This is a genomic window from Streptococcus hyointestinalis (assembly GCF_011039275.1).
GTDB classification, from domain to species: Bacteria; Bacillota; Bacilli; order Lactobacillales; family Streptococcaceae; genus Streptococcus; species Streptococcus hyointestinalis_A.
Map to the genome: position 1 here is coordinate 875,695 of NZ_JAAKGB010000001.1, position 25,490 is coordinate 901,184.

General features: G+C 45.8%; 5 protein-coding genes, 2 tRNA genes and 12 pseudogenes. 17 read left to right on the forward strand and 2 right to left on the reverse strand.

The features are described 5' to 3' along the window. Positions 1–106 precede the first annotated feature (106 nt). From G5B60_RS04225 to G5B60_RS04250, 6 genes and pseudogenes are all read left to right on the forward strand, one after another. Positions 107–178: transfer RNA gene (locus G5B60_RS04225), tRNA-Gln, on the forward strand. 12 nt (positions 179–190) lie between these two features. Further along, a tRNA-Glu gene (locus tag G5B60_RS04230) sits at positions 191–262 on the forward strand. A gap of 57 nt (positions 263–319) precedes the next feature. Continuing rightward, entirely contained in the window at positions 320–838 is a 519-nt protein-coding gene (rimM, locus tag G5B60_RS04235; protein ID WP_164682805.1) for a ribosome maturation factor RimM, read from the forward strand. After that, entirely contained in the window at positions 828–1,562 is a 735-nt protein-coding gene (gene trmD, locus G5B60_RS04240; protein ID WP_164682807.1) for a tRNA (guanosine(37)-N1)-methyltransferase TrmD, read from the forward strand. Before rimM ends, trmD begins: the two co-directional genes overlap by 11 nt. A gap of 50 nt (positions 1,563–1,612) precedes the next feature. Further along, a pseudogene (locus G5B60_RS04245) lies at positions 1,613–2,079 on the forward strand (GrpB family protein); the annotation flags it as partial. A gap of 24 nt (positions 2,080–2,103) precedes the next feature. Then, positions 2,104–3,108: pseudogene (locus G5B60_RS04250) on the forward strand (NAD(P)/FAD-dependent oxidoreductase). Between the two features lie 42 nt (positions 3,109–3,150). Here the strand turns inward: G5B60_RS04250 and G5B60_RS04255 are convergent. Next, positions 3,151–4,273: pseudogene (locus tag G5B60_RS04255) on the reverse strand (ISL3 family transposase). A 246-nt stretch (positions 4,274–4,519) separates the two neighbouring features. On the opposite strand from G5B60_RS04255, the pseudogene G5B60_RS04260 reads away from it, so the two are divergent. The 9 genes and pseudogenes from G5B60_RS04260 (at position 4,520) to G5B60_RS04300 (ending at position 21,209) form a co-directional block, all read left to right on the forward strand. Beyond that, positions 4,520–5,263, forward strand: a pseudogene (locus G5B60_RS04260) (DeoR/GlpR family DNA-binding transcription regulator). Continuing rightward, positions 5,260–6,171 (forward strand): annotated as a pseudogene (gene pfkB / locus G5B60_RS04265) (1-phosphofructokinase). Before G5B60_RS04260 ends, pfkB begins: the two co-directional pseudogenes overlap by 4 nt. Beyond that, a pseudogene (locus G5B60_RS04270) lies at positions 6,168–8,144 on the forward strand (PTS fructose transporter subunit IIABC). Before pfkB ends, G5B60_RS04270 begins: the two co-directional pseudogenes overlap by 4 nt. Before the next feature lie 218 nt (positions 8,145–8,362). Further along, positions 8,363–10,603: pseudogene (gene metE / locus G5B60_RS04275) on the forward strand (5-methyltetrahydropteroyltriglutamate--homocysteine S-methyltransferase). An 88-nt stretch (positions 10,604–10,691) separates the two neighbouring features. Then, positions 10,692–12,551 (forward strand): annotated as a pseudogene (locus G5B60_RS04280) (bifunctional homocysteine S-methyltransferase/methylenetetrahydrofolate reductase). 117 nt (positions 12,552–12,668) lie between these two features. Next, a pseudogene (rexB, locus tag G5B60_RS04285) lies at positions 12,669–15,914 on the forward strand (ATP-dependent nuclease subunit B). After that, positions 15,904–19,527 (forward strand): annotated as a pseudogene (addA, locus tag G5B60_RS04290) (helicase-exonuclease AddAB subunit AddA). Before rexB ends, addA begins: the two co-directional pseudogenes overlap by 11 nt. Positions 19,528–19,548: 21 nt before the next feature. Then, entirely contained in the window at positions 19,549–20,460 is a 912-nt protein-coding gene (locus G5B60_RS04295; protein WP_164682809.1) for a magnesium transporter CorA family protein, read from the forward strand. An 11-nt stretch (positions 20,461–20,471) separates the two neighbouring features. Further along, positions 20,472–21,209, forward strand: a pseudogene (locus tag G5B60_RS04300) (hypothetical protein). A 100-nt stretch (positions 21,210–21,309) separates the two neighbouring features. Here G5B60_RS04300 and G5B60_RS04305 read toward each other — a convergent pair. Beyond that, a pseudogene (locus G5B60_RS04305) lies at positions 21,310–22,998 on the reverse strand (phospho-sugar mutase). A 273-nt stretch (positions 22,999–23,271) separates the two neighbouring features. On the opposite strand from G5B60_RS04305, the gene G5B60_RS04310 reads away from it, so the two are divergent. Together G5B60_RS04310 and cps4B are read left to right on the forward strand one after the other, a co-directional pair. Further along, complete coding sequence (locus G5B60_RS04310) at positions 23,272–24,747, forward strand: LCP family protein (RefSeq protein ID WP_164682811.1); 1,476 nt, start codon at positions 23,272–23,274, stop codon at positions 24,745–24,747. Between the two features lie 10 nt (positions 24,748–24,757). After that, a complete protein-coding gene (gene cps4B, locus G5B60_RS04315; RefSeq protein WP_164682813.1) occupies positions 24,758–25,489 on the forward strand; it encodes a capsular polysaccharide biosynthesis protein Cps4B in 732 nt (243 codons plus the stop codon). Position 25,490 lies beyond the last annotated feature (1 nt).

A 25,490-nucleotide genomic window follows, 5' to 3' on the forward strand; every position in this document is an offset into this window, starting at 1 on the left:
TGCAGCTCATGCGTTTGCTAGAGATAGGTTACTCTAACCTTTTGAAATTTTTTTCAAAAAGTTGTTGACAGGTTTCTCATTTTCCTGTAAAATAATATTTGTTCTTTGGGGTATAGCCAAGCGGTAAGGCAAGGGACTTTGCCTCCCTCATGCGTTGGTTCGAATCCAGCTACCCCAGTTTAGTTGATATGGTCCGTTGGTCAAGGGGTTAATACACCGCCTTTTCACGGCGGTAACACGGGTTCGAATCCCGTACGGACTATCGCGACCAGGTGCTTTTGCAGCTGGTCTTTCCTTATTTAGCGTAAATGGAGAAAATATGGATTATTTTAACGTTGGAAAAATTGTCAATACTCAAGGCTTGCAAGGCGAGCTGCGTGTCTTGAGTGTGACAGGCTTTGCTGAGGATCGCTTTAAGAAGGGAAAGACCCTAGCTTTATTTGCTCCCAAAGACAACTTCGTGATGGATGTGGTCATTGCAGGACACCGCAAGCATAAAAACTTTGATATTATCAAGTTTAAGGATATGTATCACATCAATCTTATCGAAAAATATAAAGGTTATATCCTAAAAATCTCTGAGGACAATTTAACAGAGCTTGAGGATGGCGAGTTTTACTACCATGACATCATCGGGCTTGAGGTTTATGAGGGGGAGACCTTTATTGGTGTTATCAAGGAGCTTTTGCAGCCAGGTGCCAATGACGTCTGGGTTGTAAAGCGTAAAGGAAAATCGGACTTGCTTCTACCTTACCTCCCACCAGTGGTTCTTGATGTGGATCTTGCAAGAGGACGAGTGGAAGTGGAGCTGATGGAAGGGTTAGACTATGAAGATTGATATTCTCACCCTCTTTCCAGAGATGTTTGCTCCGCTTGAGCACTCTATCGTTGGAAAAGCGCGGGAAAAAGGGCTGATAGACATTACCTACCACAACTTTAGAGAAAACGCTGAAAAAGCTCGTCATGTCGATGATGAGCCTTACGGTGGCGGTCAGGGTATGCTTATTAGGGTACATCCTATTTTTGATACCATGGATAAGATTGCTGCCCAAAAGCCACGTGTTCTTCTCTTAGACCCAGCTGGGCGCGCTTTTGATCAAAGCTACGCTGAGGAGCTAGCGCAAGAAGAGGAGCTTATCTTTATCTGTGGGCACTATGAAGGCTATGATGAGCGGATAAAAACGCTTGTGACCGATGAGGTGTCGCTTGGGGACTTTGTCCTTACAGGTGGTGAGTTAGCTGCCCTGACCATTGTAGACGCTACGGTTCGCTTGATACCAGACGTTATTGGCAAGGAAGCTAGTCACAAGGACTACTCTTTTTCGTCTGGTCTGCTTGAGTATCCGCAGTATACGAGACCCTACGATTATCGTGGGCTGACAGTTCCAGATGTGCTGATGAGTGGTCATCATGAAAATATCCGCAAGTGGCGCTTGGAACAGAGCTTGCGCAAGACCTATCTTAGACGTCCTGACTTGTTGGAAAATTACACTTTTTCTGATGAGGAAAGGAGCATTTTTCAAAAGCTTTTACCAGAGCGGGAAATGCTAGAGGATAAGTAGAGCTGTCATTTATACTTAGGAAAGAAGGAGATAGCCTGCGGACAAAGGATATAGTTGTTCTCCCTTATCAGAAAGAGTGGAAGGAAGCTTTTCAAGCGATTGCAAGGGAGGTGCAGGAGGCGTTGGGTGAGCTTGCACTTAGCCTTGAGCATGTCGGCAGCACATCAGTAGAGGGCTAGCAGCAAAGCCAATTATTGATATTGATGTTGTTATTGTACGTGAAAGCTTTTCGCAGGTTAAGAAGATCTTAGCTACCATTGTCTATAGCCACGAGGGCAATCTAGGGATTGAAGACAGAGAAGCCTTTAGCTATTCTGGTAAAGACCATCTGCGCACACACCATCTCTATGTCTGTCCAAGCGATTCAAAAGAATTGAAGCGACACCGTGCTTTTCGCGATTACCTAAAACAACATCCTGAGCAAGCCTCAGCTTATGGTGCTCTCAAGTTAAAGGCAGCGCGGCTATTTCCAAATGATATCGACCGTTATATGGAGTATAAGTCCTCCATCATCGCAGAAATGTATAAGGAGTTAGGTGAAATGTCAGAAAAGAATGCAGTATGTGATATTACGATTGTCGGTGGTGGTCCAGTCGGGCTCTTTGCCGCTTTTTACGCTGGTTTACGTGGGATGTCTGTTAAAATTATCGAGAGCCTCTCAGAGCTTGGTGGACAGCCTACTGTCCTCTATCCTGAAAAGTTGATTTACGATATTCCAGCCTTTCCAGCTATTCCAGCTGGCGAGTTGGTTGAGCGCTTGGTTGAACAGGTGGAGCGCTTTGAGGATCGTGTCACCATCTGTCTGAAAGAAGAAGTGCTTGGCTTTGAAAAAACGGGTGAGCACTTTACGATTGAGACGTCAAAGGGTGAGCACCTGTCAAAATCCATCATCATCGCCTGCGGAAATGGCGCTTTTGCTCCACGTACGCTAGGGCTTGAGGGTGAAGAAAACTACGCTGATAATAACCTCTTTTACAATGTTCATAAATTGGACCAGGTTGCTGGTAAAGACGTTGTCATTTGCGGTGGTTGTGATTCTGCTGTAGACTGGGCAAATCCCCTAGAGCCTATCGTCAAATCCGTGACACTGGTGCACCGCCGTGACGCCTTTCGTGCGCATGAGCACAGCGTGGAGCTTCTAAAACCATCCAAGGTCAATGTGCTTACACCTTATATTCCGCTTGAGTTAAAAGGAGACTGAGAGTTCGCTAAAAGCCTTCTCATCCAAAAGGTGAAATCTGATGAGACGATTGAACTACCGCTTGATGCTCTCATTGTTAGTTTTGGCTTTTCCACTTCCAATAAAAATCTCAAAAATTGGAATATCGACTACAAACGCTCTAGCCTTCTAGTCAATTCACTTCTTGAGACTAGCCAAGCAGGTGTCTATGCTATTTGTGATGCGGCTGAGTATGATGGCAAACGTGCCTTGATTGCGACAGGATTTGGTGAAGCGCCACTTGCTGTCAACCAAGCCATCAAGTACATCTACCCAGAGCGAGATAGCCTTGCTGTTCACTCGACATCACTTGTCAAAGAGGATTAAAAATAAAAGGCTCTTTGTCAACTGTAGTGGGTTGATGAAAAGCTAAGTGCGAGAGAGAACGATTCTTGTTCTCTCTCTTTGTGTGTTCAAAGTAATGAGAATCTTGGTTCTAAAGTTCTTAAAGTTACGAAATCCAAAAGCCTGCCGTTTGATATCTTCGATAAGCTTGTTAGTGGCTTCCAATTTGGCGTTGGAGTAAGGAAGCGTCATGGCCTTGGTAATATAAGTCTCGTGCTTTAGAAAAGTCCGAAAAACTCTTGCAAAGCTTGCGTTGCCTGTATTGATATTGTCGTGAATCAGTCCGAAGAAAACCTTATCACGCTTCTCCTAAAAATGAAAGAGCAGGTTGCAAGCTTCTCCAGTGCTTTTTCATGGCTCTGTAAGGCAGAGATGTCTTGTCACAAGCCTTCATGATAGCGATACGAGTGGTCATCATGGCTCGACTAAGGTGCTGCACGATGTGGAAACGGTCGAGGACAATCTCAGCCCTTGGAAATAGTTTCCTGATGATGGGAATGTAGGCACCAGACATATCTACTGTGACCACTTTGATTGCTTCTCTAGCTTGTCTTGAATACTTGTAGAAATGCTTCATGATGGTCGTTTGACGATTGTTCTCCAGCACTGCTATGATTTTCTTGGTCTTAAAATCTTGCGCAATGAAAGCCAGGTTTCCCTTGTTTCTTTCGAATTCCTCCCACGATAAAATCTCAGGCAAGGTCTCAAGGTTGTCTTTCAAAGTGAAAGCATTTAGCTGTCTTTGAACGGTAGAAACAGAGACTTGGAGGCGATTTACGATGTCTGTGTTGGTCTGTTTTTCGATGAGGAGCTGTGTGATTTTTGTCCAGACGGGCTGTGAGATTTGGCCATGTTTCTTAACCAGATTGGTTTTGGCTACAGATACCCTGCGACACGCTTTACACTGGAAGCGTCGCTTTCTGAGTTTTAGGACAGCTGCCAAGCCTTGGACGTCTAAGATTGGGATGGTGGAAGGTCTTTGAAAGTCGTATTTCATCGTCTTCCCTTGACAATGAGGACAGGCTGGAGCGGGATAATCCAGCTTGGCTCTTACCTCAATGTGAGACTTATGCTTGAGAACCAGTGCTATTTTGATGTTTAAGTCTTTGATTCCGATGAGTTTTGTGGTATTCTTAATATGTTCCATAAGTACTTCCTAATGATGGTTTGGTCGCTTTTCCTTATAAGTCTTATGGGACTTTTTTTTACACTCAAAAAGCCCTATAATATTTGCGGTGGAGTTACCCACTACAGATATTATAGAGCCAAATAAAATAGCCTTTAGCTATTTTATTTTTTTGAACTTTTTTACTAGTTTTTGAAAGAATTTGCTTGACAATGACAGAAAAAAGGGTATAATAATATCTGTAATCGTTTACAGGAGGTAATCGTTATTCTAAAAACAAAACGTAAGCAAGTCATCATGGAGATACTTGAGAAAGACCGAACAGTCACACTTGAGACTCTGATGAGCTTGATTGAAACGTCTGAATCAACGATACGCCGTGATTTAGACTAGTTAGAAGCAGAAGGCAAACGGCTGCGTGTGCATGGGGGAGCAGAGTTACGACAGAGCTTACCAGATGAGCTGACCAATCAACAAAAATCTGTCAAAAACTCTCATGAGAAAGCTAAAATCGCAGAAGTTGCCTGTCAGATGATTAGCCAGCGTGATGTGGTTTTTATCGACGCAGGCACAACGACAGAGTTTCTCATTGAAAAGTTACACCATTTGGATGTGACTGTTGTGACCAATTCTATCCACCACTCTGCAGCTTTGGTTGATAAGGGGATTAAGCCCATTATCATCGGAGGGACGGTCAAGCTATCGACAGCTGCTAGTGTCGGACAGCTGGCAGGTGAGCGGGTCAATCGGCTTAATCTAGCTAAAGCTTTTCTTGGTATGAACGGTATTGATGCTGATTTCTTGACTACACCTGACCTAGCTGAGGCTGCGGTCAAGCGAGCAGGTATCGCCAATAGCCAGCAGACCTTTGTGTTAGCAGCTGCTTCTAAGCTTGGTCAAAAAGCTTTTGTCAAAGTCGATACGGTCGACAAGGTAGCGATTATAACGGAAAAGTGTGAGACAGCTGTTTTACAGGAATTACAGAAAAAAACGAGGGTGATTGAAGTATGATTTATACAGTAACGTTAAATCCATCCATTGACTTTATCATTCGCTTAGATGAGTTGGCGCTAGGCAGTGTTAACCGCATGACTAGTGACGATAAATACGCCGGTGGAAAGGGTATCAATGTTAGCCTTGTCTTAAAACGTTTAGCTATTTATAATACAGCCACTGGTTTTATCGGTGGGTTTACAGGGCGTTTTGTGACAGGGGGTTTAGATGCTGAAGGCCTTGCGACCGATTTTGTACAAGTAGACCAAGATACACGTATCAATGTCAAAATCAAAGCGCGAAGCGAAACAGAAATCAACGGTGCGGGTCCTGTTATCACAGACAAGCGATTAGCAGAGCTAGAAGCTATCTTATCTAAGCTTACCCGTGATGATATCGTTGTCTTTGCGGGGTCAGCGCCAGCAAACCTTGGCAACCAAGTCTATAAAAAACTCATCCCCCTCGTCAAAGAGACAGGAGCAGGGGTTGTTTGTGATTTTGAAGGACAAACGCTTTTAGATGCGTTGGATTACCAGCCTGTACTGGTCAAGCCAAATAACCACTAACTCGCAGACGTCTTTGGGGTTGAATTGAAAAGCCTAGCAGCTATTGAGACTTACGCTCGCGAATTGCTTGCTAAAGGCGCACAAAATGTCATCGTCTCTATGGCAGGTGACGGTGCCCTTCTCGTGACAAAAGAAGCAGCTTGCTTTGCAAAACCAATCAAAGGCACTGTGAAAAACTCCGTTGGTGCTGGTGATTCGATGGTTGCAGGCTTTACAGGCCAATACGCTAATACACACGACGCTGTTGAAGCCTTTAAGTGGGGCGTTGCCTGCGGAACAGCAACCACTTTCTCAGACGATTTAGCAACTGCTGAATACATCAATGACATCTATGAAAAAGTCGAGGTAGAAAAATTATGAAAATTCAAGATTTGCTCAATAAAAATGTGATGATTATGGATTTGAAGGCCACAACAAAAGAAGCTGCCATCGATGAAATGATCACAAGCCTTGTTGAAAATGGTGTGGTTACTGATTTTGACATGTTCAAGACAGGTATCATGAACCGTGAAGCGCGAACATCAACAGGTCTTGGTGACGGTATCGCTAAGCCTCACAGCAAAAATGCCGCTGTTAAAGAGCCAACGGTGCTGGTTGCCAAATCCAGCGCTGGTGTGGATTATGAAGCGTTAGACTGTCAGCCTGGTTACCTCTTCTTTATGATTGCAGCTCCAGACGGTGCTAATGACACGCACTTAGCCGCTCTTGCGGAATTGTCTAAGTATTTGCTAAAACCTGGTTTTGCTGACCAGCTCAAAAAAGCCACAACGCCAGACCAAGTTATTGCGACCTTTAACGACGCTGAAGAAGAAACCAAAGAAGCAGAAGCATCCGAAGAAGCTAACAGCAAACCTAAAGACGGTCAAGACTTCATCGTAGCGGTCACTGCTTGTACGACAGGTATCGCCCACACCTACATGGCTGAAGAAGCACTGAAAAAACAAGCCGAAGAAATGGGTGTCGCGATCAAAGTCGAAACCAACGGTGCGTCAGGTGTCGGCAATAAACTGACAGCAGAAGACATCAAGCGTGCTAAAGGTGTTATCATCGCAGCGGCTAAAGCGGTTGATATGCCACGCTTCAACGGTAAGCCACTTGTCTCACGTCCAGTTTCAGACGGGATTAAAAAATCTGAAGAACTCATCAACATCATTCTTGATGACAAGGCAGACGTCTATGTCTCATCTGCAGACAGCAGCTCATCAGAAGGTTCTTCTGAAAAAATGAGCCTTGGTGGAGCCTTCTACGAACACCTCATGAGCGGTGTTTCTCAAATGTTGCCATTCGTTATCGGTGGTGGTATCATGATTGCCATTGCCTTCTTGATTGATAATATCATGGGTGTGCCCAAAGACCAGGTGAGCAACTTAGGGTCTTATCATGAGCTGGCAGCGCTTTTCCAAAACGTTGGTAACGTTGCCTTTAACTTCATGCTTCCTGTTCTTGCAGGATATATTGCTTACTCAATTGCTGAAAAACCAGGTCTTGTAGCGGGTTTCGTAGCAGGTTCTATCGCAGCAACTGGTCTTGCTTGGGGTAAAGTGCCATACTCTGCTGGTTGTGAAGCCACACTTGGTCTCTCAGGTGTGCCTTCAGGTTTCCTTGGCGCCTTGGTTGGTGGTTTCCTAGCTGGTGGGGTTATCCTTGTCCTTAAGAAAGTTCTAGCGGGTCTACCTCGCTCCCTTGAAGGTATCAAGTCTATCTTGCTCTACCCATTGCTTGGTGTCTTTGTCACTGGTTTCCTCATGCTCTTTGTCAATCTCCCAATGGCAGCTATCAATACAGGGCTTAACAACTTCCTTGAAAGCTTGTCAGGTAGCTCCGCTGTCCTTATGGGACTTGTCCTTGGTGGTATGATGGCGATTGATATGGGTGGACCTTTCAACAAAGCCGCTTATGTCTTTGGTACAGGAACACTTGCAGCAAGCGTCGTTGACGGTGGTTCAGTTGTCATGGCAGCCGTTATGGCTGGTTGTATGGTACCACCACTTGCAGTCTTTGTAGCAACCCTTCTCTTCCAAAACAAATTCACAGAAGAAGAACGCAACTCTGGTTTGACTAACATCGTCATGGGTCTCTCATTCATCGCAGAAGGTGCTATTCCATTTGGTGCAGCTGACCCAGCACGTGCGATCCCAATCTTCATGGTAGGTTCAGCACTTGCGGGTGCCCTTGTTGGATGGGCAGGTATCAAACTCATGGCACCACACTGAGGTATCTTCGTTATTGCCCTAACAAGCGATCCATTCCTATATCTCCTCTTTGTATGTATCGGGTCTATCGTCTCAGGTGTCCTCTTTGGAGCACTTAGAAAACCAGCTGAAGATTACTAAAAATCATAAGAAACTAAGCTTTGCTTAGTTTCTTTTTTTCTGTCTAGTTATAGCTAAAAACTATATCTAGACTTAGTGGATTAGTTAAAAACTATACCAAGACATAAGAAGATAATATGTCTAAAAGTATTTATTTAATAGGCTTTTGCTTGTACAATACTAGACATAACAAAAAAACAAGCTATAGTTTTAAGCATTGAAAGGTATAGGAGGCAGCTATGACAAGAGTTTCCAATTTGGGGTATCCACGTTTAGGAGAGCAGCGTGAGTGGAAACATTTGATTGAGAGTTATTGGGCAGCTAAGATTAGTAAGGAAGCGCTTGAAAAAGAAGCGCGTGCTTTGCGTCTTTCCTTTTTACAAAAACAGGCGGACGCTGGTGTGGATTTAATTCCAGTGGGAGACTTCTCACTGTATGACCATATCTTAGATTTGTCTGTGCAGTTCGGCATTATTCCAAAGCGCTTTAGCGACCAAGACGTTGACTTGGATTTGTACTTTGCGCTGGCACGTGGTAATAAAGACAATGTCGCGTCCAGCATGAAAAAGTGGTTCAACACTAACTACCACTACATCGTACCAGAGTGGACGAAAAAACGCCCACAATTGACCAACAGTCGTTTGCTTGACTTGTACAAAGAGGCTCGCCAAGTGGTTGGTGACAGAGCAAAACCTGTCCTTACAGGACCAATCACTTTTGTAGCATTGTCGTCAGGTGTGACAGCTTTTACAGCGGCGGTTAAGCGCTTGCTTCCACTCTACAAGCAAGTCTTTACTGAGTTGGTTGAGGCGGGTGCGACTTACATCCAAGTGGATGAGCCGATCTTTGTGACAGACGAGGGAGCTGACTACCTCGAAGCTGCTAAGGCAGTATATGGCTACTTTGCTAAGCAAGTACCAGAGGCGAAGTTGGTTTTCCAAACTTGCTTTGAAGCCTTGATTGACGCCGAGGAGTTGTCTGACATCCCAGTAGCTGCCTTTGGTCTTGATTTTGTGCATGGTTTGGAGGAAAATCTGGAAGCTGTCAAAGCTGGTTTGTTTAAGGACAAGGAAGTCTTTGCTGGTGTGGTTGACGGGCGCAATGTCTGGGAGAGCGATTTCCAGGAAACATCAAAACTGTTAGAAGTCTTGGCGGACAATACAGCTAGTCTTGTCGTACAGCCATCTTGCTCGCTTCTACATGTCCCTGTGACGACTAAAAACGAGACAGACTTAGACCCTGGTTTGAAAAATGGTCTTGCCTTTGCTGATGAAAAATTAGAGGAAATCAAACTTCTAGCGGAGCACTTGGACGGCGTGGCAAATCCTCGCTACGACGAGCATGTCGCAGCCTATGACGCTCTTCCAGCAGCGGCCTTCCGTAATGTTTAGTTAGAGGACCTCAGCCAAGTCCGAACAGCTAGGGAGTCTACTTACGACATTCGTCAAAAAGTGCAACAAGAGCGCTTACCATTGCCACTCCTTCCAACGACTACTATCGGTTCTTTCCCGCGATCACCAGAAGTGCGCCGCACACTTCTTGCTTGGAAACGTGGCGATATTACTGATAAAGAGTACAAGGACTTCATCCGCTCTGAAATTGCTCGCTGGGTGACTATCCAAGAAGACCTAGACATTGACTTCTTGGTACATGGTTAGTTTGAGCGTGTGGACATGGTTGAGTTCTTTGGACAAAAGCTAGCTGGCTTTACAACGACCAAGCTCGGTTGGGTGCAGTCTTACGGTTCACGTGCGGTGAAACCGCCAATCATCTACGGTGATGTCCAGCACATTCAGCCATTGACAGTGGATGAGACAGTCTATACACAAAGTTTAACAGACCGTCCTGTTAAGGGCATGTTGACAGGACCTATCACTATCACCAACTGGTCATTTGAGCGTACCGATATCAAGCGTAGCGATTTGTTCAATCCAATTGGTCTTGCTATCCAGGACGAAATTAAATTGCTAGAGGATGCAGGCATTGCCATTATCCAAGTGGATGAAGCAGCGCTTCGTGAGGGCTTGCCACTACGAAAAGCTAAGCAAAAAGCTTATCTGGATGATGCGGTTAGTGCTTTCCACATTGCGACGTCTTCTGTCCAGGATGAGACGCAAATTCACACGCGTATGTGCTATTCTAAGTTCGATGAGATTATCGATGCGATTCGTCAATTGGACGCGGATGTTGTCTCTATTGAGACTAGCCGTAGTCACGGGGATATCATCGAGTCCTTTGAGACGATGGTTTACCCACTAGGTATCGGTCTTGGTGTGTACGATATTCACTCACCACGTGTACCGACCGAAGAGGAGGTTGTCGCTAATATCGAGCGCTCCCTCAAGCGATTGTCACCAAAACCATTCTGGGTCAACCCTGACTGTGGACTTAAGACACGCCGTGAGCCTGAGACCATCGCAGCACTTGAAGTTTTGGTATCTGCGACGAAGAAAGTCCGTCACAAATTAGGATATGAGTAAAAAGAAAAGTTACCTCGTTAGAAATGTGTAAAAAGGACGTGCCCTAAAAAGCAAGTCTTTCTCACACAACAATAGAAAGAGAGAGTTTATGGTAAGAGAACCGTTATTAGAGCGTTTATCCTTGTCGCTTTTAGTGGCTGATGGAGCTATGGGAACGCTATTATATGCCAATGGTTTAGATACTTGTCATGAATACTACAATCTCAGTCACCCAAAGGAAATTGCAGCCATTCATAAGGCTTACCTTGAAGCTGGAGCTGATGTCGTCCAGACCAATACTTACGGAGCACAACGTCACCGCTTGGCAGTCTACGGTCATGAGGATGAGGTGAAGCGCGTTAACCCAGCAGCGGTAGCTATTTCTAGGAGAGAAGCGGGTAGTGATGTTTATGTGTTAGGCACCATCGGTGCTTCTAGAGGGCTTCGCCAATGTGAACTCAGTTTAGACTCCATTGTGGAGGAGACCTTGGAGCAGGCAGTCTATCTCCTAGAGACTGGTGAGTTGGATGGTTTGTTGCTTGAGACTTATTATGATGTTGAGGAGCTGACGGCTGTTCTTACGGCACTACGTCCACTGACAGCTTTTCCTATTATCACTAATATTGCTCTTCATGAAGCGGGTATCACTGAAAATGGTCGTCCCTTAGTGGAAGCCTTTAGTCAGCTGGTCATGCTGGGGGCTGATGTGGTCGGGCTCAACTGTCCTTTGGGACCTTATCACATGATAAAGTCGCTCAAGCAAATTCCGCTCTTTGCTCAGGCTTACTTGGCAGCTTCTCCCAACGCTAGCTTGCTATCTTATGAGTCTGACAGCGACGGTGGGCATTATAGTTTTAGTCAGAACGCTAGTTAGTTTGAAAAGAGTGCGACCTTTTTAGTAGAAGAAGGGGTGCGTTTTCTAGGTGGTTGTTGCTGGACAACGCCTGATCATGTCAGGGCTATGAAGCGTGCTGCTAAGCGTTTGAAACCAGTGACCCATAAACGTGTGACACCGCTCCTTGATGAAGAGGATTTCATCCAAAAAACGCTCAAAAAAGATACTTTAGTGGATAGGGTCAAGCGTGAAGTGACTATCATTGCTGAGCTTGACCCGCCAAAGACCCTTGCTATTGAGCGCTTCAAGAGTGGAATTAAGGCGCTTGACGCTAAGGGCATTGCAGCCATCACGCTAGCAGCTAACTCTTTAGCAAGGACCCGTGTCTGCAATCTTAGCCTAGCAGCCCTGCTAAAGGAAAGCACCAATACGCCTTTTCTTCTTCCCCTATCCTGTCGTGACCACAATATGATTGGTCTGCAGTCCCGTCTTTTAGGGATGGAGGTTCTAGGGGTTGAGAATCTCCTAGCCATCACTGGTGACCCTTCCAAGATGGGTGATTTTCCAGGGGCGACAAGTGTCTATGATGCGACCAGCTTTAAGCTCTTACAGCTCATCAAGCAGCTCAATCCAGGGCAGGGCTATAGCGGCGCTAGTATCCAGAAAGCTACTAACTTTACAGTTGGTGCTGCCTTTAACCCAAATGTCCCTAATCTCTCACGAACAGGGCGCTTGATTGATAAAAAAGTAGCCGCTGGAGCGGATTGCTTTATCACCCAGCCCATCTTTAACATCCAACCCATTAAAGAGCTAGCCCTCACCGTTAAAACTTCGCCTATTCCTTTTTTCATCGGCATTATGCCAATAACTAGCTACAACAACGCTATTTTTCTCCACAATGAGGTTCCGGGAATTCATCTGTCAGATGACTTTTTAGCACGGCTAGAAGCGGTTAAGGATGATAAAGCAGCTTGCCAACGCTTGGCACTTGCTGAAAGCAAGAAGCTAATTGATGAAGCACTTGAGCACTTCAATGGCATTTATCTGGTCACACCTTTTATGCGCTATGACTTGACCGGTGAGCTGATTGACTACATCCAAGAAAAAGAAAATCGCCAAAAAGAGATTAGCTGACAAAAATCCTCTCCTTTGAGAGGATTTTTAAGTGTCTTTGACCAGCTAGTAGGAGTATCGGTGAGCGGTGTGTCAATATTTGATATAATGCTACTAATGAGATAAGGATGGGATGATATGGAGTTACTATATACAGCTATTCGTTATGATATGACAGAGCTTTTGGTGGAGAAAGCGACGCAGGCAGCTAAAAACGGCAAGCGGGTTTTCTACATTGCGCCAAACTCGCTTTCTTTTGAAAAGGAGAGAGAGGTGCTTGAGCGCTTGAGCGAGCAGGCGTCTTTTGCCATCACGGTGACACGTTTTGCGCAGCTGGCTCGCTACTTTGTCCTAAATAGTCCAAATCCTAAGGAGACGCTAGATGATGCTGGTTTGGCAATGATTTTTTATTGTGCCTTGGGACAGCTAGACGATAAAAATCTGCGTGTCTATGCCAGATTAAAGCGTAATCGTCAGTTTATCAGCCAGCTGGTAGAGCTGTACAAGGAATTGCAAGCAGCGCAGCTGAGTGTTTTAGACCTTGAGCTTTTGCATTCTAAGGAAAAATACGATGACTTGGTCACGATTTTTTCACAGGTGGAGGCATTGCTCCAAAAAGGACAATACGACAATCACTCAAAGCTTGCCTTTTTAGCTACGCAGCTCAAAACAGGTCAGCTTGACAAGACTCTAGAAAATGTGGTTTTGGTCATTGATGGCTTTACCCGCTTTTCTGCAGAAGAGGAAGAGCTCATCCGTCTTTTGGAGGAGCGCTGTGCGGAGATTGTCGTCGGCACTTATCTTAGTAAAAAGGCGCAGAGAGCTAGCTTTTCAACGGGAAATGTCTACCCAGCAAGCCTTGACTTTATCCGTGACCTAGCCAGTCAATACAGGGTCAAGCCCATGTATGTTGAGTCCGTTTGGCAGGGGCAGGAAGCCTTTAAAGAAGTGTCGCAGCTCTTTGAGAGTAACCCTGACTTTACAGCCAGTGGTGAGAAGATTAGCGCTGCAGCCAAGGATGCTATTGAGATTTGGGAGTGTGTCAATCAGCAGGAGGAAATTGAGCAGGTGGCACGTGCCATTCGTCAAAAGCTCCACTAAGGACATCGCTACAAGGATATGCTGGTTCTTCTGGGGGATGTCGAGAGCTATCACTTGCGGATTGAGCAGATTTTTGAGCGGTATGATATTCCCTTTTATCTAGGAAAAGCAGAAAGCATGAGTGCGCACCCGCTCATCAATCTCATCGAGAGCTTGGAGCGTATTAAGCGCTACCATTTTCGCTCAGAAGACGTCATGAACCTCCTCAAGTCTGGGCTCTACGGTAGGATGGCTCAGGCGGATTTGGATTAGTTTGACAAATATATCGCTTACGCTGACATCAAGGGGCAAAAGGGCTTTTTGACGGATTTCACAGCGTCAAAAGGGCATTCTTTTAACCTTGAGCGTCTCAATCGTATCCGAGAAAAGGTCATGCAGCCTCTAGAGACGCTTGTCAAAGCCCGCAAGCAGTCTGGAAATGGCTTACTGAAAAAGCTCTTTAGTTTTTTCACAGACATTTCTCTAACGAGCAATATGGAGCGTTTTTCAGCGTCTCTGTCAGAGATTGAGCGTGAAAAAGAGGAGCAGGTATGGAAAACCTTTACCTCTATCCTGCAGCGATTTCAACCCATTTTTGGGGACGAAAAACTGACACTAGATGAGTGTCTATCCTTGATTAGTAACGGTTTATTACAGGCGGAGTACCGCATGATCCCTGCGACGGTTGATGTGGTGTCGGTCAAATATTATAATCTGGTAGAGCCGCACTCAAAGCCCTTTGTGTTTTCTATTGGCATGACCCAGTCACATTTTCCAAAGCTAGCGCAAAATAAAAGCCTCGTCTCTGATGAGGAGCGTCAGCTCATCAATGAGCAAAAAGAGACAGGTGGGCATTTTGCTATTGTCAGCCGTGAGCATATCCAGAGAAATCATTTTACAGCGTTGTCGCTGTTCAACGCTGCCACAAGCCAGCTGGTACTTAGCCAACCCCAGATTCTCAATGAAAATGAGGACGACATGTCCACTTACCTCCGAGAATTGATTGCTATGGGCGTGCCCTTTTTAGCTAAGGGACAGCCGCCCTTTGCAGCAGCTATCGCAAGCATTGGCACCTACAAGGCGCTGTTGTCACGCTTGGTGGACTTTTCTAGCGACAGCCCCGCTCTTTATGCGGAGTTGGACAAGCAAGAAGAGACCTTTTGGTCAGTGCTGGTTCGCCATCTTCGTCAAAAACTAGCCAAAGAAGGGCTTCGCATGCCACTCTTGAAGGACTCTGTGCTGACCCAGCCTGTCTCACAAGAGGTTATGACCGCTCGTTTTCCAGCAGAGAAGGCGCTACCCCTGTCCTCATCAGCCCTTACCACTTTTTATAATAATCAATACCAGTATTTCCTGCGCTATGTTTTGGGCTTAAAAGAGCAGGACAGCATTCACCCAGACGCAAGAAATCATGGGACTTATCTGCACAGAGTCTTTGAGTTGGTTATGAAAGATCAGTCAGCTAAGCCTTTTGATGAGAAGCTAGAGCGTGCTATCACAAGGACAAATAGCGAGGAAACCTTCCAAGCACTCTACAGTTCAGACGCACAGGGGCGCTATACGCTCGGTGTCTTAGAGGATATTGCTAGGGCAACGGCGACGATTTTCAACCGTCCTGACGTGAGCAATCGTATCGAGAGCGAGGAGGAGCAGTTTGAGTTGGTCTTGTCTGACAATATTATTGTCAACGGTATCATTGACCGGGTGGATCGCCTGTCGGATGATAGCTACGGTGTCGTTGACTACAAGTCCAGCAAGCAAGTCTTTGCTATTGAAGCTTTCTTTAACGGCTTGAGCCCTCAGCTGGTAACCTATCTCTCTGCCTTGCAATCTCGCTACCATCTTTCTCTCAATCCACTCTTTGGCGCTATGTATCTGCACATGCAGGAGCCTAAGCTCTCGCTGGATAGGGTCGCGTCTCTTGAAGAATTGCAAGCAAAAGCTCGTCAGGAAATTGTCTATAGAGGGCTATTTTTGGAGGAGGAAAAAGCGCGCCTCGCTAATGGCAACTACAAGCTAGACACACTTTTTAGCGCAGAAGAGCTCGCCATTATGCTTCGATACAGTGAGCACCTCTACCCAAAAGCACAGGATGTGATTAGAAGCGGACGCTTTCTCATCAATCCCTACCCCAAAGACGGCAAGGTGGTTCTAGGAGAGCAGCTAAAGGCAATCACAGGGTTTGAAGCGGACAGCCACATGCCGCGTAGCCGCGGACTCTACCCTTTACCGAGAAAGGAAAAACGTCAAGGCTTCTTGACCTTGATGGCACAAAGCGAGGAGGACGATAGTGATGAAGTGTAAGCCTTTTTTGACAGCTAGCGACATCAAGCAGCTACAAGAGACAGAAGCGCGCTCAAGCAAGACACAAAAGCGCGCAGCTGAGCGGATTGAGGCGATTTATGCGAGTGGGACCAATCTCCTCGTGTCAGCTTCAGCAGGTTCTGGAAAGACCTTTGTCATGGTTGAGCGGATTGTGGATCAGCTTTTACGAGGGATTCCGATTGAGCGGCTCTTTATCTCGACCTTTACGGTCAAGGCAGCAGGTGAGCTAAAAGAACGCTTAGAAAAAAAGCTGAGCGAAAAGATAAAAGAAAGCACAGACACTGACACTAAGCTCTTTTTAAGTGAGCAGTTGGCTGCTGTGCGGACCGCTGATATCGGTACCCTGGACGCTTTCACACAAAAGCTGGTCAGCCAGTACGGCTATACGCTGGGTATCTCACCGACTTTTCGGCTAATGCAGGACAAAAACGAGCAGGATTTACTGAAAAATGAAATCTTCTCAGATTTGTTTGCGGACTATGCTACGGGAAATAAAGCAGAGCTCCTCACTCGTCTCGTCCAGAACTTTGCGGGGCGCAGTAAAAATACAGATCCCTTTAGAGCCATTGTTTATCAGATTTATGACTTTAGTCAGTCTACGGCAAATCCCAAAATGTGGCTAAAGGAGCATTTTCTAAAGGGCGCTAGAAGTGCCAACAGCTATGAGGCGATTCCACTAGCAGACATCGAGCTTTTACTGGCTTCCATGCAAGGGACTGCTGATAAATTGCGGGATGTGACAGCTCTTGAAGGCTACAAAAAAGTCACTGCTAAAAATGCCCCCACCGCAGCCTATAAAAAGCACTCAGCAATCATCGAGCAGCTGCGGGAGTGGTCTTTACACTTTGAGACGCTCTACGGTGTTCAGGCAATTGACCGCTTGGCAAAGGATATTGCAGCGTTGATTCCAAAGAGCAGCTATGTCACGGTAGCTGGAGAGCGCTATGCAGTCTTTTCTGGACTGCAAGCACAACTAGGATTGTTTAAGCACTTAGATTTGGTATTTAAGTACCCAAAAGAGAGCCTTCCTATGCTAGAGCTTTTGCGGTCTTTTGTAGAGGACTTTTCGGCGCAATATTTACAAGCCAAACTTCAAGAAAGTGCCTTTGAGTTTTCAGACATCAACCACTTTGCTATCCAGCTATTGGAGGAAAATCCTGCCATCCGAGCGCTTTATGTGGAGCGCTACCACTAGGTTATGGTAGACGAATACCAAGATAATAACCACATGCAAGAACGCCTGCTAGAGCTTTTATCCAATGGGCACAATCGCTTTATGGTGGGCGACATCAAGCAGTCCCTTTACCGTTTTCGTCAGGCTGACCCGCAGATTTTCAATCAGAACTTTACCGATTATCAAAAACACCCAGAGCATGGCAAGCTTATCATTCTCAAGGAAAACTTCCGTAGCCAGTCAGAGGTCATCGACAGCACCAATGGTGTCTTTGCTCGCCTCATGGATGAGGAGGTCGGCGAGATTGTCTACGATGAGAGTCACAAGCTAAAAGCAGGAAGCGATAGGCCAAAAGAGCCACATCCTGAGAATAAAACGCAGCTCTTGCTATTAGATACTGACCAGTCAGACGAAGTGGCAGAAGAGGATGACACTCAGCTCTCACCAGGCGAGGTCCGTCTCGTCGCAAAGGAAATCATCCGCCTGCACCAAGAAGAAGGCGTTCCCTTTAGCGATATAACTTTACTCGTCTCATCACTGACACGAAATGACGGTGTCCTACGTGCTTTTGACCAGTATGGCATTCCCCTTGTGACAGCTGGCGGTGAGCAGCACTACCTCCAGTCTGTTGAGGTCATGGTCATGCTCGATACCCTAAGAGCCATTGACAATCCGCTCAATGACTATGCTCTAGTCGCTCTTTTACGCTCTGCCATGTTTCCGTTTGACGAGGATGAGCTGGCTAGATTAGCCGTTCAGTCCTCCTCATCAAATCTCGCTTTCTTTGACAAGCTCCTAAAAGCTCTCGCAAAGACAGGAGAGCACCCAGAGCTTATCACAAATGGTCTTTATCAGAAGTTGGCGTTGTTTAAAGAGACCTTTGATACTTGGCGGCTTTATGCCAAGACTCACGCTCTTTATGACCTCATCTGGAAGATTTACAATGACCGGTTTTACTATGACTATGTTGGCAATCTTCCAAAAGCTGAGCAACGTCAGGCAAATCTCTATGCGCTTGCTCTACGTGCAGAACAGTTTGAGCAGTCAGGCTTTAAGGGCTTGCCACGCTTTATCCGTATGATTGACAAGACCCTTGAAAATCAAAACGACTTAGCCGATGTTGAGGTCGCTGTTCCTAAAAATGCTGTCAATCTCATGACCATTCATAAGAGTAAAGGGCTCGAGTTCAAGTATGTTTTCATCCTTAATCTTGATAAAAAATTCAGCATGGTGGATCTCAACGCTCCAGTTAGTTTAAACCGTGAGCTGGGGATTGGGATAAAGTATCTGGCGGATATGAAAGATGAGGTCGGCGAGACCTTGCTGCCTAGTCTTAAAGTTAGTCTCGATACGCTACCTTACCAGCTCAATAAGCGCTCGCTTTTACTGGCCACTCTTTCTGAGCAAATGCGCCTGCTCTATGTCGCTATGACACGAAGCGAGAAAAGGCTCTATCTCGTCGGAAAAGCCAGCTCCAGCAAGGCTCTTGACAAGTATGAAGGGCATTTTCAAGAGGGGCGCCTAGCACTTTCTGAGCGTAAGCAGTACAAGACCTTCCAAGATTGGTTTTTAGCTATTTACGCAGCTTCATCTAAAGAAAACCTGCCTTTTTCCCTGCGCTTTGTCCAAGATGAAGAGCTGACAGCTGACAAAATCGGTGTTATCTCACAAGAGTTGCCTTTTGATCCTGACAATCCAGCCCATAACCGCCAGTCAGATGACATTGAAAAGGCTCTCGATATGCTGGAGCAGGTGGAGAAACTCAATCCGCGCTACCAAGCAGCTATTCATCTCCCAAGTGTGCGGACACCGAGCCAGATTAAAAAGTTTTACGAGCCGATTGTGGACAGTGAGGGCGTGGCAGTCATCGACTCTTATCAGAAAAAGCAGCAGTTTTCATTGCCGGACTTATCTGGAAAAGAAAAAGTAGAGGCTACTGCTATCGGATCAGCCATGCACGAGCTTATGCAACGCCTAGACGTGACCCAAAAAGTCACCATGCAAGCTATCACAAAAGCTCTTAGTGACCTGTCCGCTCCTGCTAATGTCAAAGCCCGCCTTAATCTTGAGCGTGTGCTTGCTTTCTTTACAGAAAGTGAGCTTGGGTGTCTCATTCAAGAGCCTAGCGACAAGCTCTATCGTGAAGCGCCCTTTGCCATGCTAAAGACAGACCCAGCTAGCCAAGAGCAGTTTGTCGTGCGTGGGATTGTTGATGGTTACTTGGTTTTTGAGGATAGGATTGTTTTATTTGACTACAAAACTGCTAAGTACACAGACAGTAGCGAGCTGGTTGAGCGCTATAAAGGACAGCTGGCACTCTACGCTGAAGCGCTCAGTCAGTCCTATCACATGACAACTATTGATAAGTACCTGGTGTTATTGGGAGGAAAAACACTAGAGGTTGTCAGCATTCCCTAAACCTAAGGAGACAGGAAAATAATGTTACTCAACAAAGAACTCAATTGGTACAATATCCATGCCAAAGAAGAAGATGTCGCAAAAGCTGTTAAGGCACTTGCTTGGGACATCCCGCGGGAGCTTGCGGACTATGCGACTGACGAGGATGAGCGTGCCTTTCTCGAGGTAAGCAAGGTCAATCATCCTATTGGGCTGACGGTTGTCTTTCATGTCATTGACAGGCGGACCGTGGATGGTCACTATGAGACGGTGCCCATGACCTTTTATGTCTTAGAGGATAGGCTTCTTACGGTATCCAACCAGCGCAATCACTATATCATTGAATTGCTAAAAGAAGCGCTTGACCAAGAGGAAGTTCAGATGAGTCAAAAGCAGTTTCTCTTTTTAGCTCTTACCATCATCACCAAGCAGTATTTCAAGATTGTGTCGCAGATTGCGCGTGAGCCCGATGAGCTCAATCGGCAATTGCGCCAGCAAACCAGTAAAAAAGGGCTTCTAGCCATGAGTGACTTGGAGACGGGTCTTGTTTATCTCAAGTCAGCTGCCAACCAAAACGTCTTTGTCTTGGCGCAATTAAAAGAACATCCGCACCAGCGACAATTGAGCGACAATGAAGAAGAACAGCTGATGGACGCTATTATCGAGGCGAGACAGCTCGCTAATATGACACAGCTCAACAGCCAAATCCTCTCGCAGCTCTCTGACACCTTCAACAACGTCCTCAATAACAACCTCCATGACAATCTGACCGCACTCAATATCATCTCGGTCAATCTAGCCATTGTTGCAGCCATCACAGGGTACTTTGGTATGAACATACCCTTACCTTTGACGCATTCGCGTTGGGCTTGGGTCGGTGTGATTGTGGTGTCTGCTGTCTTGTGGTTCATCATCGCTCAAGTGCTCAAACGCTTTTTACAATTCAGACGATAAGGAGACTAATTATGCGTGACAATCCTTTACATACCCATTTTTCCTATGATTCCAAGGCGCAGTTTGAGGAGTATTTACAGGCTTACTCTGGTGAAATTGTGACAACGGAGCACTTTGACCTGTCCAATCCTTACAGCAAGCAAGACGACATCCCGGACTATGAGAGCTATTGCCGTGAAATCACACGACTCAACAGTCTCTATGACAATCGTATCAAAAAAGGCATTGAGATTGGCTACTATCAGCCACGTGAAGCTGACATCAAGGCTTATCTAGCTGGAAAGGACTTTGACCTCCAGCTGCTATCGGTTCACCATAATGGTGTCAATGACTACCTAGACGGTGAGGTGGCATCTGTGGATAAGGCTGTTGTCATCAAAGACTATCTTGATAGACTTGAGTATGCTATCGGTCGGGTGGAAGCAGATGTCCTTGCCCATTTTGATTATGGCTTTCGCCTTTTTTAGATTAGCGTTGAGGAGCTCAAGCTCTATGAAGAGCAGCTTGTTCGGATTTTTCAAAAGATGATAGAGCACAATCTCGCTTTTGAGCTAAACGCCAAGTCTATGTGTTTGTATGAGCATGAACATCTCTACTGCTATGCACTTGCTTTGCTGAAAAATCTCGGCTGTACACGCTACTCTATCGGCTCAGATGGGCACAGGCTAGAGCATTTCCGCCTGCATTTTGATAGGATTGTGGCGTTATTAGCTGACTATGGCATTTCTGAGAGTCAGTTGCTAAGTTGAGCATAAAAAAGAACTCTGATTTTCAGAGTTCTTTTTGTGATTAACCAACAAAAGCGTTGATTTCTTTTTCGCTATTGGCGATTTTTTCTTCTGCGTCTTCTCAGCTGCTACCGACAGTTGCGATGTAGAATTTGATTTTAGGCTCTGTTCCAGCTGGGCGAACAGCAAACCAAGAATCATCAGCTAAGAGATATTTCAAGACATTGCTAGGTGGTGTTGTGAGTTGGGTCACACTACCGTCTTTGCTAATTGCTGTTTGTTTTTCAAAGTCTTCTCAGAGCACGATGTCTGTCTTGTTAAATTGCGTTGGCGCATTGTCACGGAACTTGTCCATAATCGCTTTGCTTTGCGCAGCACCATCGACACCAGAGAGGGTAACTGAGATAGTCTTTTCAGCGTAGTAGCCGTATTCTTTGTAGATTTCCTCGATACCATCAGCTAACGTCATACCACGTGAGCGGTAGTAGGCTGCGATTTCCGCTACGATAAGCACGGCTTGGCTAGCGTCTTTATCACGAACGAATGGCTTGATAGGGTAGCCAAAGCTTTCTTCAAAACCAAACATGTAAGTGTGATTGTGTTTTTCTTCACACTCTTGGATTTTCTCTGCGATAAGCTTAAAGCCGGTCAAGACGTTAAACATAGTTGCACCGTAGCTTTCAGCAATCTTAGTTACAAGCTCAGTTGAGACGATTGATTTGGCAAGTGCAGCATTTTCTGGCAATGTACCAGCTGTTTTGTGGGCTTCAGGGATGTATTTGGCTATGATAGCTCCAATTTGGTTACCAGAGAGGTTCTTGTAAGAACCATCTGCTTGACGAATCTCAACACCAAGGCGGTCAGCGTCAGGGTCAGTAGCGACCAAGACATCTGCGTCCACTTGCCGTCCCAATTCTTCAGCAAGTGCAAAAGCAGCTTGACTTTCAGGGTTTGGTGATTTGACTGTTGAGAAGTCTGGGTCTGGCGTTGCTTGCGCTTCAGCGACCTGTACAGAGGCAAAGCCTGCATTGGCAAGCGCACGACGAGCTAGCATTTCCCCTGTACCATGCAGTGGTGTGTAGACGATCTTCATGTCCTTACCATACTGCTCAATCCAGTCTTTATTGCTATTGACATCAACGACTTCCTTGAGGTATTCGCTATCAACCGCCTCACCGATAACCTCGATAAGACCAGCAGCTTTAGCTTCTTCACGGTCAGCAAGAACAATCTCAAAAGGATTGTCAATAGCACGGATATAGTCTGTCCATGCATCCGCATCAGCAGGTGGCATTTGTCCACCGTCTTCACCATAGACCTTGTAGCCGTTAAACGGTGCTGGGTTGTGGCTTGCGGTTACCATGATACCCGCAAATGTGTGCGAGTGACGCACAGCAAAAGAAAGCTCAGGTGTAGGCCGTAGGCTTTCAAAGACATAAGCCTTGATACCATGATTAGCTAAAACCTGTGCGGACTCAAAAGCACACTCTTGAGAAAAGTGGCGTGAGTCGTAAGCAATAGCGACACCACGTTTTTTAGCTTCGTCGCCTTTAGATTCAATCCGTTGAGCAAGCCCTTCGGTTGCTTGGCGGACAACGTAGCTATTGATACGGTTTGTCCCAGCACCGATAAGTCCACGCATACCAGCAGTACCACACTCTAGGTTTGTGTAGAAGGCATCTTCTTTTGTTTTGTCATCCCTAGCGATGATTTCATCACGTAGCTAATCAGGCAAACCTTTAAAATCCAGCCATTTTTTACAACTTTCCTTGTAAGACCTAGGTAAATCACTCCTTAATCTAAAATGCAAATCCTAACATATCCTTAGGAAAATATACAACCGTTTTCATTATAACACTGTTTCCGCAAAAAGGCACGCCTTTTGAGGGAAAATCTGAGAAGATTTTTCATTATTTATTTGTTAAATTGAAATTCATTTCTCATATATATAACAAAAATGATGAAAAGATAAGAAAGTCTAACACACCAAAGTATTGAAAAATAACTGGAGACATATTGACATTTTGTATACAAAAAGGGTAAAATTACATTAGATGTATTTTTAATGAAAAAAGGAGTTTCCATGACTCGTTCTAGTCATAATCGTCGCAATAGACGAGAAAGTAAAAATCCTAGGTCTGTATTGACTATTGTCAATAGTGTTTTATTAGTGGTTTCTGGGGTGTTATCCCTTTATACCCTTTACCCCATGTACAGCTACCATTTCCTGGCCTTTCGTTATGTCAACGTCTTGCTGACGGTTGTCTTGCTAGTGGTTCTGGTGGTGAGTTTGGTCTTGTTGCTACTAAGGCGTGCGCCAAAGACGACCACAACGCTTCTGGCGCTGTTTTCAGTGGTTACCTGTGCGATTTTGTTTGCCTTTCGCTCTGCCATTAACCTCGGAGAGAGCCTAAACAAGTCCACCTTTTACTCAGAAGTGGAGATGAGTGTGGTGGTGCCAAAGGACAGCACCATCACCTCTATTGACCAAGTGACGACGGTTGACGCACCAACCTCTAGCGATTCAGAGAACATCACAGCGCTTCTCGACAAGGTCAAGTCAGACAAAGGGGTTAGCCTCCAGACGACAGAAGTGGACTCTTACCAAAAAGCCTACACCAATCTCATGAGCGGTAGCTCCCAATCTATGGTCTTAAACAGTGCCTACTCGAGTCTCCTCGAGCTGCAGGACAAGGACTTCTCATCAAATCTCAAGACCCTCTACACTTACAAAGTTAAAAAAGCGACCAAGTCCACGGCAACTTCGACAGCTAAGGACAGCTTTAACATCTGTGTGTCAGGAATTGATACCTACGGTTCTATTAGCACCTTGTCTCGCTCAGACGTCAATATCATCCTGACGGTCAATCTCAAGACCCACAAGATTTTACTGACGACGACCCCGCGAGACAGCTACGTGCAAATCCCGGATGGTGGCAACAATCCATACGACAAACTGACCCATGCGGGTATCTGTGGCGTCGATACCTCTCGTAAGACCCTAGAAAACCTCTACGGCATTACCATTGACTACTATGTCCGCCTCAATTTCCCCTCCTTCCTGAAGTTGATTGACGCTATTGGTGGCATTACGGTCTACAGCGACCAAGCCTTTACCTCTTACACCAATAAAAACTACAGTTTTGAAGTGGGCAATGTCACTCTGGACTCTGCTGGAGCACTCGCCTTTGTTCGTGAGCGCTATTCGCTAGAAACTGGGGACAATGACCGGGGTAAGAACCAAGAAAAAGTCATCTCCGCCATTGTCAATAAGTTAGTCTCTCTCAACTCACTAACCAATCTATCACCCATTGTCTCTAACTTACAAGACTCTATCCGGACCAATATGCCACTGTCTGACATCATGGAAATCGCCAACTCCCAGTTGTCCTCAAATGACAAGTTCACCGTGACTTCACAAGCTGTGACAGGAACAGGCTCAACAGGGGAATTGACCTCTTATGCCATGCCATCAGCCAGTCTCTACATGATGCAACTCAACCAAGACAGCATTGATAAAGCCAAGGCAGCCATCCATGCCACACTAAATGCCAACTAAAGGAACGGGTATGATTGCTATTCATTCACACATTGTTTTTGATGTTGATGATGGTCCAAAGACCCTAGAGGAGAGCTTAGCCCTTATTGGCGTGAGCTACCAACAAGGGGTGCGCACCATCATCTCGACCTCACATCGGCGCAAGGGCATGTTTGAAACGCCTGAGCGCACCATTCATGAGCACTTCCGAGTGGTCAAGGAAGCGGCAGAAGAGCGCTATGAAGACCTCACCATTCTCTGTGGCGGTGAGCTCTTTTACACCGAGGACTTGCGCCAAAAGTTGGAAAAAGGAAAAGTGCCCACACTAAACGGTACTCGCTATGCGCTGATTGAGTTTAGTATGCTCACCCCATGGCGAGACATCCACTCAGCCCTCACCAAGGTCTTGATGTTAGGCATCACCCCGGTGGTCGCCCACATTGAGCGCTACCATGCTCTTGAGTACAAGGCGGATCGGGTGCGGGAGTTGATTGACATGGGCTGTTACACTCAAATCAACAGTACCCATGTGCTCAAACCTAAGCTCTTTGGTGATAGCGAGAAGCTCTTTAAGAAGCGTGCTCGCTATTTTCTAAAGGAAGACTTAGTCCACTGCGTTGCCAGTGACATGCACAATCTGGATAAGCGCCCGCCTTACATGCAAGCAGCTTATGAAACTATCTTTAAAGATTCTGGGCGCCATAAGGCGCATGCCTTATTCACGGGCAACCTTGAGAAAATCCTTAGTAACCAATTATTATAGG